General features: G+C 34.3%; 11 protein-coding genes. 10 read left to right on the forward strand and 1 reads right to left on the reverse strand.

The features are described 5' to 3' along the window. Positions 1–11: 11 nt before the first annotated feature. The 9 genes from AN960_RS04155 (at position 12) to AN960_RS04195 (ending at position 10,521) form a co-directional block, all read left to right on the forward strand. Entirely contained in the window at positions 12–1,319 is a 1,308-nt protein-coding gene (locus tag AN960_RS04155) for an extracellular solute-binding protein (RefSeq protein ID WP_056467263.1), read from the forward strand. A gap of 85 nt (positions 1,320–1,404) precedes the next feature. Then, complete coding sequence (locus AN960_RS04160) at positions 1,405–2,280, forward strand: carbohydrate ABC transporter permease (protein WP_056467266.1); 876 nt, start codon at positions 1,405–1,407, stop codon at positions 2,278–2,280. 90 nt (positions 2,281–2,370) lie between these two features. Then, positions 2,371–3,198, forward strand: a complete 828-nt coding sequence (locus AN960_RS04165; protein ID WP_235832829.1) for a carbohydrate ABC transporter permease — start codon at positions 2,371–2,373, stop codon at positions 3,196–3,198. 47 nt (positions 3,199–3,245) lie between these two features. Continuing rightward, positions 3,246–3,881 (forward strand): YesL family protein, encoded by a 636-nt coding sequence (locus tag AN960_RS04170; RefSeq protein WP_056467269.1) that lies wholly within the window; start codon positions 3,246–3,248, stop codon positions 3,879–3,881. Positions 3,882–3,913: 32 nt separating this feature from the next. After that, positions 3,914–4,885 carry an aldose 1-epimerase gene (locus AN960_RS04175; RefSeq protein WP_056467272.1) on the forward strand — a complete coding sequence of 324 codons (972 nt, stop codon included), beginning with the start codon at positions 3,914–3,916 and terminating at the stop codon, positions 4,883–4,885. A 33-nt stretch (positions 4,886–4,918) separates the two neighbouring features. Then, positions 4,919–6,253 (forward strand): xylose isomerase, encoded by a 1,335-nt coding sequence (xylA, locus tag AN960_RS04180; RefSeq protein WP_056467274.1) that lies wholly within the window; start codon positions 4,919–4,921, stop codon positions 6,251–6,253. 94 nt (positions 6,254–6,347) lie between these two features. Then, positions 6,348–7,847, forward strand: a complete 1,500-nt coding sequence (gene xylB / locus AN960_RS04185; protein WP_056467277.1) for a xylulokinase — start codon at positions 6,348–6,350, stop codon at positions 7,845–7,847. Between the two features lie 39 nt (positions 7,848–7,886). Further along, the gene (locus AN960_RS04190; protein WP_056467280.1) at positions 7,887–8,870 is read left to right on the forward strand and encodes an aldo/keto reductase; all 984 of its coding nucleotides are present in this window, start codon (positions 7,887–7,889) and stop codon (positions 8,868–8,870) included. Between the two features lie 46 nt (positions 8,871–8,916). Continuing rightward, positions 8,917–10,521: a glycoside hydrolase family 43 protein gene (locus tag AN960_RS04195; protein WP_056467283.1), complete on the forward strand. Its 1,605-nt coding sequence runs from the start codon at positions 8,917–8,919 to the stop codon at positions 10,519–10,521. A 496-nt stretch (positions 10,522–11,017) separates the two neighbouring features. Here AN960_RS04195 and AN960_RS04200 read toward each other — a convergent pair whose 3' ends face one another. Further along, positions 11,018–12,553 (reverse strand): DHA2 family efflux MFS transporter permease subunit, encoded by a 1,536-nt coding sequence (locus AN960_RS04200; RefSeq protein ID WP_056467286.1) that lies wholly within the window; start codon positions 12,551–12,553, stop codon positions 11,018–11,020. Between the two features lie 211 nt (positions 12,554–12,764). Here AN960_RS04200 and AN960_RS04205 point away from each other — a divergent pair, with 211 nt between their 5' ends. After that, positions 12,765–13,655, forward strand: coding sequence for a TetR/AcrR family transcriptional regulator (locus AN960_RS04205; RefSeq protein ID WP_056467289.1), 891 nt, complete (start codon positions 12,765–12,767; stop codon positions 13,653–13,655). Positions 13,656–13,766 lie beyond the last annotated feature (111 nt).

Below are 13,766 nucleotides of genomic sequence, written 5' to 3' on the forward strand. Positions count from 1 at the left end.
GGGGGTTTGACATGTTTAAGAAAGCATCTTCATTAATGCTAGCACTAGTTCTTATACTGATGGTGACTTTAACTGGCTGTGGTAAATCTAATAACGCGTCAACTGAAAGCGGTTCCAAAAAGGTAATTAAATTTATGCATCTTTGGCCAGCTGGAAGTTCTAAGCAACAAAACTTAATTGTATCTGACATTATAAAGCAGTATGAGGCTGAACATAAGGATGTAAAAATCGAAGTAGAGGTTCTTGAAAATGAGCAATACAAGAATAAGATTAAAGTTCTTTCTTCTTCTAACGAACTTCCTGACGTTGGGTTTACATGGGCAGCAGGATATATGAAACCATTTGTAAAAGGTGGCCTTTTCGCTGATTTAGATGATGTGTTAAATAACGGATTAAAGGATTCTTTTGTAAGCGGAACAACAGAAGCATATGCAATCGATGGTAAAACATATGGATTACCTCTAGAACTAAACATAGCTCCAATTTATTACAATAAAGCAATTTTTGAAAAATATAATCTTCAAGTACCACAAACTTATAGCGAATTCCAAAATGTTGTTAAAACACTTGCTAAAAATGGAGTTGCTCCAATCGCTTTAGGAAATAAAGATCGTTGGACAGGTTCACTTTGGTATATGTATTTAGCGGACAGAATTGGTGGAGCTGATGTATTAAATAAAGCAATTAACCGTACAGGAACATTCGAAGATCCTGCACTTGTTTCAGCGGCATCAGAAGTTCAAAATCTAGTTAAAGAAAATGCATTTAATAAAGGCTTTAATGGGTTATCAAATGATGAGGGAAAATCTGAATTCTTAAATGGAAATGCAGCTATGTACTTAATGGGAACATGGGAGCTTCCAAACTTTACGACAAATGAAGAAATTCCAAAAGACTTCCGAGACAATGTAGGTTTCTTTAAATTCCCTACATATGAGGGTGGAAAAGGAAATATTAATAGCTGGGTTGGTGGTCCTGGAGTAGGTTTATTCGTAGCTGAACATTCAAAAGTTAAAGCTGAAGCTAAAGACTTTGTTAAATTTTTTGTAGAGAAGTGGGGAGAGCAATCGGTTGAAAAAGCGGGTGTAATCCCAGCGACTAAGGTTGATACTTCAAAAGTAAATTTACCACCGTTATATATTGATGTGTTAAATGAATTAAATAAAGCTAGCAACTTAACATTATTTGCTGACGTTCAAATGAGTGCTTCTGTGGCTGAAACTCACTTAAACTTAATCCAATCTTTATTTGGAAATGAAGTAAAACCAAAAGATTTTGCTAAACAACATGAAGAAGCTTTAAAGGCAGAAGATAAATAAATTCTGATGTACTAAAGAAAAGGGCATATGGATTCATTATAATATGCCCTTGATTTTTAAATATAGGGGAAGGAGTTGAATCGAAGTGAATAAAGCTATGTCAAATAAAAAAATAATTGCCTTGTATATTACACCAGCTCTCTTTCTGATCCTTGCTTTGATTTACGTTCCAATCGTACAAACTGGATACTTTGGCTTAATGAAATGGAATGGAATTGGGGAAAAGGAATTCATAGGTTTAAAGAATTACTCCCACTTATTACATGATCCTCTATTTTGGAAAAGTGCTTTCCACTCCTTTTTATTAGCAGTATTTTCGGCAGTTAGTTTAATTGGTTACTTGTTTATCTCATTTATACTTGCCGGAAAAATTAAAGGTGCAGACCTTCTTAGAAAAATATATCTTATTCCAATGCTGCTTGCTTCTGTTGCAATTGCCCAGCTTTGGCTTAAAATTTATCATCCTACTAACGGTATTCTAAATAGCTTACTTGTTTCTCTAGGAGTTAATAATCCACCAGCCTGGTTAGCAGAAACAAACTTAGCTTTATATGCGATTATTATTCCGATTATTTGGCAGTACGCTGGTTTTTATATTCTGATTTACTATGCAGCACTTAAAAATATTCCAGACTCTCTAATCGAGGCTGCAAGAATTGACGGGGCAACACCAATTCAAATTGCACTAAAAATAAAATTACCATTAATAATGAATGTTGTTAAAGTAACGATTGTTCTTGCTGTTGTTGGGTCACTTAAATATTTTGACTTAATTTATGTTATGACAGGTGGAGGTCCTAATGGTTCAAGTGAAGTAATGGCTTCCTACATGTATCAGAAAGCATTTAAAGGTTTTGACTTTGGTTATGCAAGTGCAATTGGATTTTTCTTATTAGTTATTTGTTTAATAGTTACTTGGATTATTCGCAAATTTACAGAATCAAATGATGACATTTACTAAATGAAAGGGGGATTTTAGGTGGATACGGTAAGAGCTACAGGATCTCAAGCTATTGTAACTGAAAAGAAAACTGACCGTAGCAAGAATAGTATTTTTAGTAAAATTGCTTACGGATTTATGTATCTTTTCCTTATAATCGTAGCGATTTTTCAAATATTTCCGATCATATGGCTATTTCTTTTTTCATTAAAAAATAACCAAGAAGTTTTCAATATGTCACCTTTTTCTTTACCTGAAAGCCCAAAGTGGGAGAATTATACGAAAGTTTGGACTGAAGGAAACATTAGTCAATATTTCTTTAACAGTGTAACTTATACGATCGCTGCCGTTATTTTAACGGTTGTATTAGCAAGTATGGTAACCTTCGCAATTACAAGAATGAATTGGAAAGCAAGTAAATGGGTATTGGGATTATTTATGGTAGGTTTAATGATTCCAGTCCATTCAACATTAATTCCTTTATTTAATACTTTTACAAAAATAAATTTGATTGATAATCCACTCTCGGTAATCCTTACTTACACAGCTTTTAACTTACCTATTACGATCATGATTTTAATTGGTTTTTATGAAGCTCTACCTAGAGAGGTAGAAGAAGCAGCGATTATGGACGGGGCATCAATTAACCATATCTTTTTTAAAATTACTTTACCAATGACATCACCAGTAATTGCTACAGCAGCAATTATTAATATGATTTACAACTGGAATGAGTTTGTCTTCGTTAATACATTTATTAGTTCAGATCAATTTAAAACACTAACAGTAGGTATTCAAAACTTTATTGGGCAGTATACGACTGATTGGGGAGCAATCGGAGCTACGTTAGTTATTAGTATTCTGCCAATCCTCATTGCCTTCTTAATATTAAGTAATCGAATTGTAGAAGGAATTGCTTCTGGGTCAGTAAAAGGTTAAGAGCATTAAATAACGCTATAGATGGATTCGTAAAGGAGGGTGATTAAATGATACTCGGAAAAACAATGGGGAAATTGTTTACGCTATGTGAGTGGGTCATGAAATTAGCATATGTCAATCTACTATGGTTCCTCTTTACAATTGCAGGACTAGTCATATTTGGTTTTTTCCCTGCTACGGTAGCCCTTTTTACAATTGTTCGTAAATGGATCGTAAAAGAAACGGATCTCCCGATTTGGAGAACATTTCTAACGATCTTCCTGAAGGAATTTAAAAGTTCCAATAAACTTGGTTTGGTATTCATTCTTAGCGGAATCTTCTTAGTGTTTGATGTATTTTACATTCGAACGGTCGAAGGGGTGTTCCAATTTATATTAATCATCCCTTTATTAATCATTGCGGCAGTTTATTTAATGGTTTCCCTTTATATTTTCCCGCTATATGTACATTACGAATTTAAACTAAAAGACTATTTAAAAAATGCATTCTTTTTAAGTGTATTTCATTTTCACATTACTTTACTAATGCTAGTTAGTCTAATCGCTATCGTATTTTTGTTACTGTATCAGCCAGGGCTAATTCCATTCTTTAGTGTTGTTTCAATTGCTTGGATTTTTATGTTCGGTGGTATGTATAGCTTTAGTCGAATAGACCAAAGACAAGGAAAGATTAGCAAAGTCTAAATGTAGAAATTATGACAGAACGGGGAATATAGATGAATACTTATGCTGAGGAAATCTCTTTTTTAGATGAACCGGCGATAAAAGCAGGTAATAGTGAATTGGAGATTATCATTATTCCCGGATGGGGATCAAACTTGATTTCCATGGTTCATAAAAAATCAAATACTGAGCTACTAAGAGTCCCTCAAACGAATGAGGAGTATTTGAATAATCCAGTTCTTTACGGTACTCCAATCCTGTTCCCTCCAAATCGAATCGATCAAGGTAAGTTTAGATTTGGCAAAAGAACGTATCAGTTTGATATTAATGAAATGGACAAGCAAAATCACATTCATGGTTTTGTTCACACAAGAAAGTGGAATATCTCGAGTGTAGAAGTTAATGAGCAAACAGTGAAAATTATAACTGAGTTTGATTCAAGTAAGCACGAAGATGTAATGGCTCAATTCCCGCACCATTTTGTGATAAGGATGAGCTTTATTCTGAATGATAATTTATTTGCAAAAAGAGCCGAAGTTATTAATAAAAGTAATGAAGTTTTACCGTTTGGCTTTGGCTATCATACTAGTTTCGTATTCCCAGAAGAAACTTCAATCTTCAAGCTTCCAGTCGATAAACGTTGGAAACTAAATGATCGATTTTTACCTACTGGGGAATTAGAAGATATTGAGTACAAGTATGAATTGAGTGAAGGAATGAGCTTGTACGGGCTAGAGTTAGATGATGTTTTTCTATCTACTCCCAATGACAGTGGTCTACAGACGGCAAAAATAACGAACAAATCAACAGGAGTTGAGATTAATTACACTGTTGATCAAAGTTTTAAGCATTGGGTCGTTTATAACAAAGATGGGAGAAGCGGCTTTTTATGCCCAGAGCCCTACACATGGGTAACTAACGCTCCTAATCTTGAAGTAAATAGTGAATTGACTGGCTTACAAGGAATTATGCCAGATGATATGAAAGTATTGCGCACATGGATTGTTATTTCACATAAGTCATAAAATTTAAAACTACTATTTTAGGAGGAATTAAACATGAGTTACTTTACTAATATTAACAAAATTAAATTCGAAGGTCCTAAATCAAAAAATCCATTTTCATTTAAATATTATGATCCTCAAAGAATAGTTAACGGCCAAAAAATGGAGGATTTACTTCGTTTTTCAGTTGCTTACTGGCATACATTTACTGCAGATGGTTCAGATCCATTTGGAGCAGGTACAATGCAACGTCCTTGGAACCATTTAACGGGAATGGATCTTGCTAAAGCACGTGTAGAAGCATCATTTGAGTTTTATGAAAAGTTAGATGTACCTTTCTTCTGTTTCCATGATTCAGATGTTGCCCCTGAAGGAAATACATTAGGTGAAACTTATAAAAACCTAGATGTAATTGTAGAAATGATAAAAGAATATATGAAAACAAGTAAAACAAAATTACTTTGGAATACGGCAAATATGTTTACTCATCCTCGTTATGTAAATGGAGCCGCTACTTCTAATAACGCTGACGTATTTGCCTATTCAGCTGCAAAAGTGAAAAAAGGCTTAGAAATTGCAAAAGAGCTCGGTGCAATTAACTATGTATTCTGGGGTGGACGCGAAGGTTATGACACGCTTATGAATACAGATATGAAGCTGGAGCAAGACAATCTTGCGCGTTTCTTCCATATGGCTGTAGATTATGCAAAAGAAATCGGATTCGATGGTCAGTTCTTAATCGAACCAAAACCAAAAGAACCAACGAAGCATCAATATGACTTTGATGTGGCAACTGGACTAGCTTTCTTACAAGCTAATGGTTTAGAGAAACAGTTTAAATTTAATATTGAAGCGAATCATGCAACACTTGCTGGTCATACATTTGAGCATGAATTACGCGTTGCTCGAATTAACGGAATGCTTGGTTCAGTTGATGCAAACCAAGGTGATAAGTTAATTGGTTGGGATACAGATGAGTTCCCTACAGATCTTTATTCTACTACATTAGCAATGTATGAAATCTTAAAAAATGGTGGCTTAGGAAAAGGCGGCCTGAACTTTGATGCAAAAGTAAGAAGAGGATCATTTGATGTAGAAGATTTATTCCATGCACATATAGCTGGAATGGATAGCTTTGCAATTGGTACATTAGTAGCTAATAAACTAATTGAAGATAAAGTATTTGAAAGCTTTATTGAAGATCGTTATAGCAGCTTTACTTATGGTATTGGCAAAGAAATCGTAGAGAATAAAGCAAGTTTCCATACACTTGAAGCATATGCGTTAAATTTAGGTGATATCCAAAATAAATCTGGTCGTGAAGAACGTCTTAAATCAGTGCTAAACCAATATTTATTAGAAGCGATTTCTGAATTCGCAACAGTTTAAAAATCTTTTGACCATAAAATGTGCTGGGAAAATCATTATTTCCAGCACATTTTTCTCATACGATACGATCAAAAACAATAAAAGGATGATTGTTATGAAATATGTAGTAGGTATTGATTTAGGTACAAGTTCCGTAAAAATTTTGTTAGTTAATCAGTCTGGTGAGGTATGCCATGAAGTATCTCGTTCCTATCCATTAATACAAGAGAAATCAGGGTATAGTGAACAAAATCCAGAAGAATGGGTTGAAAAAACAATCGATGGTCTTGCCGAACTAGTTAGAGACTTTAATGGTCATCAAAATGATATACAAGGGATTAGTTTCTCGGGACAAATGCATGGTCTAGTGCTTATGAATAAAGAAAATGAAAGCCTTCGTAATGCAATTTTATGGAATGACACAAGAACGACTAAGCAATGTGAGTTTATTAATGAAAAAGTGGGTAAAGAACGTTTACTTGATATAACGAAAAATCCAGCACTTGAAGGCTTTACTTTACCAAAGCTTTTATGGGTAAAAGAATTTGAACCAGAGATCTATCATCAGGCAGCGGTATTTTTATTACCTAAAGACTATCTTCGTTATCGTCTGACTGGAGAAATTCATACTGAATTCTCGGATGCTGCTGGAACATTGCTTTTAAACGTAAAAGAAAAGCGGTGGAGTGAAGAATTATGTACAAAACTCGATATTCCTTTCCATCTTTGCCCACCAATTATCGAGTCTCAGATTTGCGTTGGAACAATTACAAAAGAGGTTTCTGATTTGACCGGACTTAGTCGTGAAGTGAAAGTATTTGCAGGCGGAGCCGATAATGCATGTGGCGCAATTGGCTCAGGTATTTTAAAAGAAGGCAATACGCTTTGTAGTATTGGTACCTCAGGGGTTGTCCTTTCTTATGAAGAGCATGGTGAACACGACTTTAAAGGTAAAGTTCATTATTTTAACCATAGTAAAAAAGATGCTTTCTATTCAATGGGTGTAACGCTAGCCGCAGGATATTCACTAAGCTGGTTTAAAGATACTTTTGCTGAGAGTGTGAATTTCAAACAACTATTAGAGGATGTTGATCACGTTTCAATTGGATCGAATGGTTTAATATTTACTCCGTATTTGGTTGGTGAAAGAACGCCACATGCGGATTCAGTTATTAGAGGATGTTTTATTGGTATGGATGCAGCACATAAGAGAAGTGATTTTGCGAGAGCCGTTATGGAAGGTATTACTTTTTCATTGAACGAGTCAATTGAGATTTTCCGAAATAACGGTAAAAAAATTGATTCGATTATTTCAATTGGTGGCGGTGCAAAAAATCCTATATGGCTTCAAATGCAAGCAGATATTTTTAATGCAACAATTATTAAGCTTTCAAGCGAGCAAGGTCCAGGGATGGGTGCGGCGATGCTTGCTGCTTATGGATGTAATTGGTTCGAATCATTAGAGGTTTGTGCAGAGGAGTTCATAAAGCCAATCACTTCATATAAACCAGTTAGTGAGAACGTTAAACAATATGAAAAGCTTTATTCAATTTATAAGCAAGTTTATTCCAACACGAAGGAATTAAATAAAATGTTATCTGAATTTAGAAAGTAGTAAAAGACGGTATAAATAGCACTAGAGGGGGAGTTTTACTTGAATTATCGAGAACTTGGTAATACAGGTTTAATGATTAGTGAGGTTAGTTTTGGAACTTGGGCAATTGGTGGAGCATGGGGAAAAACAAATGATACTGAAGCTTTAAAATCCTTACAACAGGCAATCGATCAAGGTGTGAATTTTTTTGATACTGCAGATGTTTATGGTGACGGTCATAGCGAAGAACTATTGGCTAAAGCCACAAAAGGACTTGAAGACAAAATTTATATCGGAACAAAGTTTTGTCGAAAAGGTGATATTCATTCACCGGAAAATTACTCATATGAGGCAGTTAAGTCTTATTGCGAGGATAGTCTAAAACGCTTAAATCGAGATGTGATTGATTTATATCAAGTACATTGCCCAGCAACTGAAATTTTAAAGGATGGACATGTATTTAATGTACTTGACCGTTTAAAAAGTGAAGGGAAAATCCGCCATTACGGGGTTAGCGTTGAAACGGTTGAAGAAGGAATGATTTGTTTAGAGAACCCCAATGTGAAAAGCTTACAGGTTATCTTTAATATTTTTAGACAAAAGCCATTAGAAGTATTACTTCCGGAAGCTTATAAGCGTGGGGTTGGAATTCTTGTAAGATTACCGCTAGCAAGTGGACTCTTGTCTGGAAAGTATAAGGCTGATCATATTTTTGAAGAAGATGATCACCGAAACTTTAATGAAAATGGAGCGGCCTTTAATATCGGAGAGACATTTGCAGGCTTGGGCTTTAAAAAAGGAGTAGAATTGGCAAATCGGATTAACTGGATTGCTGAAGGAAGGTCATCAATGGCAAGTGCAGCACTTAGATGGATTTTAGATCAAAAGGAAATTACATGTGTCATTCCGGGATTTAGAAACCAAAGTCAAGTGAATGCCAATTTAGATGCAATGAATATACAATCTTTTTCGAAAGCTGAATTAGATCAATTAGAGCTTTTCTACCAAAAGAATGTTTCTGACTTTATCAAAGGTGCTTACTAAAAAAGTAAAGTATTGAACTATATAGATGCATATGGAGGAGTTTAAAATGGCTAAAATTAGTAATCCAATTTTGCCGGGATTTAATCCGGATCCAAGTATTTGCCGAGTAGGGGAAGATTATTATATTGCAGTTTCAACTTTTGAATGGTTTCCAGGAGTAGGAATCTATCACTCAAAGGATTTAAAGAATTGGCGTTTTGCATCAAGACCTTTGAATCGTTTAAGTCAATTAAACATGATAGGTAATCCAGATTCGGGCGGAATATGGGCTCCTGCATTATCTTATCGCGACGGAAAGTTTTGGTTAATTTACACTGATGTAAAGGTAGTCGAAGGTCAATGGAAAGATTGTCACAACTACCTCGCAACATGTGAATCGATTGACGGAGAATGGTCGGATCCAATTTACTTAAATAGTACCGGATTTGATCCTTCACTATTCCACGATGAGGATGGAAAAAAATATTTAGTTAATATGGTTTGGGATCATCGCGTAGGAAATCATCATTTTTATGGCATTTCACTACAAGAATACAGTGTAGAAGAACAGAAACTGATCGGAAAAGCAGAGGTTATCTTTAAAGGAACCGATATTAAACTGACGGAAGCACCTCATTTATATAAAATGAATGGTTACTATTACTTACTAACGGCAGAAGGCGGTACGAAATATGATCACCAAGCTACAATTGCTAGGTCAAAACAGTTAAAGGGCCCATATGAAGTACACCCAGAAAATCCGTTAATTTCGTCATTCCATGCACCAAGAATTCCACTTCAAAAAGCAGGACATGCATCCATTGTTCAAACGCATACAGATGAATGGTTCCTAGTACATTTAACAGGAAGACCATTGCCAAGAGAAGGTCAACCGTTGTTAGATCCAAGAGGTTTCTGTCCTTTAGGAAGAGAAACGGCTATACAAAGGCTTGAGTGGAAAAATGATTGGCCGTATGTCGTTGGAGGGAACAGTCCTTCACTGGAAATAGAGGGACCAAAAATAGATGAAGTGAAATGGGAAAGTGATTACCCTGTGATGGATGACTTTAACTCAGAAATCTTAAACCCTCACTTTCAAAACTTGAGAATTCCATTAGGAGAGAATATCGTTTCACTAAAAGACAATCCAGGGCATCTACGTCTTTACGGAAGAGAATCCCTAACATCTAAGTTTACTCAGTCATTTATAGCAAGACGTTGGCAACATTTTAACTTTACTGCAGAAACAAAAGTAGCATTTAATCCGAATACATTCCATCAATCTGCTGGTTTAGTAAATTATTACAACACTCAAAACTGGACTTCATGTCAAATTACTTGGAATGAAGAAAAGGGCAGAATTCTTGAATTAGTAACATGTGATAATTTTAAGTTCGATCAACCTCTTCAAGGAAAAGAAATTATCATTCCAGAACAAGTTGGATATGTGTATCTTCGAGTAGATGTGAAAACAAATGTGTACGAGTACTCTTACTCATTCGATGGAGAAGAATGGACAGCAATACCTGTAACACTTAATTCATATAAACTGTCTGATGATTATATTCAAGGCGGCGGATTCTTTACAGGTGCATTCGTTGGAATGCAATGTCAGGATACGACTGGTCAAGGGCTTCATGCGGATTTCGATTATTTTATTTATAAGAGATAATAAGAAATGTCCCTGAAGGTTATTTTAACTAATCTTAGGGACATTTTCTTTTGTATGTTACTTAAAATTATTAATACTAAATGGATAGTAAAGTTTTTATTAATAGTAAATTCTTACGGCTTCATCGTCTAAGTGCATTAAACGTAGTTGCTTTGAAAGATAATTTTTTACTTCGATGGTTAAATAGAATATTTTTGTCCTTTTTCAGGGCTAAGCTGCTATAACAGGTCTTATAGAATGTTAAAATAGAAAACGGACATTATGAATATTTATTAATGATTAAATTATTACTTTTTGGATGAATGGTTTTAAATGTTAATATGTTTGAGCAAATTTGATCATTCCAATAACACTAGCAATATTTTTTTCGGATGTTAAAAATTTAATGAGCTATTTTTAGAAAAAAATTCAGTTGGTAAGTTAATTTATAAGGTTGTTTTTCAACAACGTAAAAAAGTTCAACCATAACAACGGTTGAACTTTTTTAATTTCTTTCTTAGTTCTCTGCTAACTTTTTCTTAAAGTTATTACTAGTATTAGTATTTTCTTTCACTACAGGTTCCTCTGCAGCTGTTGAACGTTTGATAAAGAATGCAAGAACTAGTGCTACTGCGGCAACGAATACCGTGACATAAAATGAGAAGTTAATTCCTTCTAACATTGCCTTCATTGAGATCTCTTGCTTAATTTGAGCAAGCATTTCAGGTGTAGGTTTACTAGTCACATGCTTCATCGCTTCAGCAGCAAGCTCTTTAGCTTTTGATTCAGTACGATTCGACATTACTGTTACGAGTAAAGCTGTACCAATCGCACCAGATACTTGCTGTAAAGTATTATTCATCGCAGTACCATGTGGATAGAATCGTCTTGGTAATTGATTTAACCCATTTGTCGATACTGGCATCATAACCATCGACATACCGAACATACGTAATGAGTATAAAATGATAATATGCGTATAAGTTGTATCCATTGTTAACTTACTTAAGAAATACGTAGTAACAGTCATAATCGCTAAACCAGTTACTGCAAGTATTCTTCCGCCAATTTTATCAAATAATTTACCCGTAATTGGCGACATAATTGCCATTAATAAAGCACCTGGTAACAGCATTAAGCCTGCATCAAATGGTTTAATGCCTCGAAGCGTTTGAGTATAAATCGGTAAAAGCATCATTGCTGAGAACATAGCCATTGTAACTACAATTGAAATCGCTGATGATAAAGCAAACATAGGGTAGCGATAAATTCTAAAGTTTAACATTGGCGTATCAAGTTTTAATTGACGTACGATAAATAGTACTAATGAAATAACGCCTACAATTAATGTAACGTAAGCTTCTGGACTATCCCATCCTTTTGTTCCGGCAGTACTAAAACCGTACAATAATCCACCAAAACCTATACTTGATAAAAGAACAGAGAAAAGGTCGATCGTACTATTTGATTTCTCTTTTTTATCTTTAAGTAAGAAAAAGCCAATAATTAAAATCGTCAATGCAATCGGTGAAACAACATGGAAAAGCATTCTCCAGTCATAATGTTCAATAATCCACCCAGATAACGTTGGTCCGATCGCTGGTGCACCCATCATTACTAAACCAAAGAAGCCCATTGCAGTTCCTCGTTTTTCAACAGGGAAGCTAGTTAGCATAACATTCATTAATAATGGCATTAAAATAGCCGAACCAGAAGCTTGAATCATACGGCCCGCTAATAATAAAGGAAATACATGTGCAAATCCTGCTGTTAAAGTACCGATATTAAATAAAAGTAGTGCAGTTATAAATAAATGTCTAACAGAATATTTTTGGATCAAAAAAGCAGTAGTCGGAATTAAAATTCCATTAACTAGCATATATCCAGTTGAAAGCCATTGAACAGTCGAAGGCTCAACGTCCAAATCCTTCATAATAGAAGGTAAAGCAATATTAAGTAAAGTATTGTTTAAGAACGCAATAAAAGCCCCAATCATTAGGATTGTAATAATCCCATATGGTGGGCGAACCGATTTATTCATGGAATGATCCATGATTTCCCCTCCTTTGTACATCTAGTTCAATTTTTTGAACTGTGTTTCCATCTTCTATATAAGATAATATGATATACCATTCATTCATTAGATGCAATTATAATAACCATTAGAAATCTTTAATAAACTAATCAGATATTTACTAGTTAAAAATGTTAAAATAATGTACTATGTTTTTTAAGCAGTAATTAACTAGAACCAAGGTGATTATATGAATGATCGTAAACAGCATGTTGTAAAAATAGCTCATGAATTGTTTATTGAAAAAGGATTTCAAGCAACGTCAATTCAAGACATATTAGACTGTAGCGGTATATCTAAAGGTACATTTTATAATTATTTTTCGTCAAAAAGTGATTTAGTAGTCGCATTATTTAATATGATTTATAAAAAACTTGAGCATGAAAGAAATGAGTTGTTGATCGGACAGAGCCCTTCGAATATTGAAATTTTCATTAAACAAATAACTTTATTAATGGAGGCAAATAGAGATAATAAACTAATTTCTCTATTTGAAGAAGTAATTTATATAAATGACTTAGATATTAAACAGTTCATAAGAGAAGGTAATTTTAAGACATTAAATTGGGTGTATACACGTTTTTTAGACATTTTTGGCAGTGAGAAGAAAGACTTTTTATTAGATAGTGCCATTATGTTTTTAGGAATAATACACCATAATGTGAGATACTATGACCTCGCCAAAGATATGAATATTAGTATGGATCATGTTGTCCGATATAGTGTAAAACGTATGATTAAGATTGTTGAGGATGTTGAGGAATCTGGTGAGCAATTATTCAATTTAGGGCTATTAGATAAATGGTTACCAGTAAGAAAGACCGAAGAAAATCTTCAACAAAAGCTTTGTAGTATTATTTGTACAATGAAAAAATCAGCATTAAATAGTAATGAACAGCAAAAGTACAATGAGTTACTAGATTTTTTACAAAATGAATTATTGCAGTCAAAAACACCGCGAAAATATTTAATTGAGAGTGCTCTAGTATCCTTAAACGAAGGGAAAAAGTTACTAGGAGAAAAAGAACTACAAAGGCTGAATGAACTGATCGACATTAATTTTATTCAACATGTTAAATAACCTATTTAATGAAAGAAAACCATCCTTTAGCAATTTGAAGTGCACCCCAAATGTTAGACACGACTAACATTTGGAGGTGCATTTTTTATGACTAAATTTACTACTGAACAT

The sequence above is a fragment of the Bacillus sp. FJAT-25509 genome, from assembly GCF_001420605.1.
Taxonomy (GTDB): domain Bacteria; phylum Bacillota; class Bacilli; order Bacillales; family Bacillaceae_G; genus Gottfriedia.

Coding starts and splice junctions, on each gene's coding strand:
- AN960_RS04155 (WP_056467263.1), top strand. CDS start 12: ATGTTTAAGAAAGCATCTTCATTAATGCTAGCACTAGTTCTTATACTG.
- AN960_RS04170 (WP_056467269.1), top strand. CDS start 3,246: ATGATACTCGGAAAAACAATGGGGAAATTGTTTACGCTATGTGAGTGG.
- AN960_RS04175 (WP_056467272.1), top strand. CDS start 3,914: ATGAATACTTATGCTGAGGAAATCTCTTTTTTAGATGAACCGGCGATA.
- xylA (WP_056467274.1), top strand. CDS start 4,919: ATGAGTTACTTTACTAATATTAACAAAATTAAATTCGAAGGTCCTAAA.
- xylB (WP_056467277.1), top strand. CDS start 6,348: ATGAAATATGTAGTAGGTATTGATTTAGGTACAAGTTCCGTAAAAATT.
- AN960_RS04195 (WP_056467283.1), top strand. CDS start 8,917: ATGGCTAAAATTAGTAATCCAATTTTGCCGGGATTTAATCCGGATCCA.
- AN960_RS04200 (WP_056467286.1), bottom strand. CDS start 12,553: ATGGATCATTCCATGAATAAATCGGTTCGCCCACCATATGGGATTATT.
- AN960_RS04205 (WP_056467289.1), top strand. CDS start 12,765: ATGAATGATCGTAAACAGCATGTTGTAAAAATAGCTCATGAATTGTTT.